Source organism: Chitinimonas violaceus (genome assembly GCF_052601015.1).
The window spans coordinates 1-1,435 of sequence record NZ_JBQXDJ010000172.1; the positions used below are offsets into that span (position 1 = coordinate 1).

At 53.9% G+C, this 1,435-nt stretch carries 1 protein-coding gene; it reads left to right on the plus strand.

Annotation, left to right across the window (positions count from 1 at the left end):
• The coding region (locus ACUHMQ_RS21630) for a hypothetical protein (RefSeq protein ID WP_445297339.1) at nucleotides 1-1,435 on the plus strand (1,435 nt) is incomplete at both ends.

The window sequence follows — 1,435 nt, forward strand, 5'->3', positions numbered from 1 at the left end:
AACGCTTGATATCGGAACTTAAGGTTCAGGAATCCGAAGGCGGACCGCTTCTATACTCACGCAGCGATGATCATAAGGCAGGTGATTCAGGCAGCGATGCAGCCCTATTGCGCAAGCAGTTCGGCCCCCTCCTTGCCCGTTGGCGTAACGCACCGCAGATCAACATCGTCCAGTCTGTTACCGACCTGCCGGTTCACTATCTCGACAAGTTACGTTCACAGAATGCCGAAGGGGATGTCGAAGGATTCTTTGACCAGAAGGCCAACGCGGTCTACCTGGTGGCGGATCGTTTGACCGACAACCGACGTGCGCTACATGTACTCGTCCATGAAGTCTTGGGCCATGCTGGCCTGCGTGGTCTGTTCGGCAAGCAACTGAATCCCCTGCTGGCGAGCATCTACCGTGGTCATGCCAATGTGCGTGAGGCAGCAGATGGACTGATGCAGCGTTATGGATACAGCCAGCTGCTGGCGGTAGAGGAAGTGCTGGCTGACATGGCGCTGAAAGCCAGCCTGACCAAACAGGCATTCTGGCCACGCGTGGTGACGATTATCCGCAACCTGCTGCGCCGGTATGGTTTTCTAAGGCAGTGGACGGATAACGATATCGTCTCAATGCTAGGTAGCGCTCGTCGCTATGTGATGGATTCACCTGCTAGCAAGGGTGCAAACAACACCGGCTCCAACCATGTCGCCACCAGCAGGCAGGATGGTCCTACCCAGCGCATGGCGAAGGCTTGGAAACTGCTCGCTCAAGCGGATGAGTTATTCCGCTATCCACGCCCTGAAGGCTTTGCACTGTCTGATATTGCCGCTGAGATTGATCCTGCACTAGCGGTAGTGGAAGACAACAAGACCTATTCCAAGGCAGAGCGCGAGGAACAAAAGATAGCCCAGGTCTGGAAAATGACCATGGCCGATAGGCGTGAGGCTTGGATTATTGAGAACCAGAACGGTGAAGTGTGGGTAGACGCTTCTAATCTGACTGAAGGTATCAGTGCCGGTAGCAAACTATACGCAGCAGTTTCGTCCTATGCGGCAGCTAATGGCAAGGTATTCATCGGTGATCCGGCTGGCTTGTCGGAGGCAGCATTGGTACGCCGTACTGAACAGATGCTGTCATCTGCCCTAAAGGAGGGTATGACTCAGCACCTGATGCCACACGCCCGTCAGATGGACCCGGATGGTTACCAGCCGAATGCCAAAATCAACGACGCCATTCGACCGATAACCTGGGTTCCGGGTGATGATGCGCATAATCTGCTAGAGCTGTTGAAGACTTCCTATCATAATGTTCGTCAGTTGGTATCGAATGTCGCCAAGGAGTTAAACCATGTCAGCTACAACTTTGAGAAAGGTCGATTCGAACGCGACGGAATTTCCGTCGACGGCGAGTATTTCTCAAGGCTTGCCAGACAAAGTGCGGCTGAACTCCG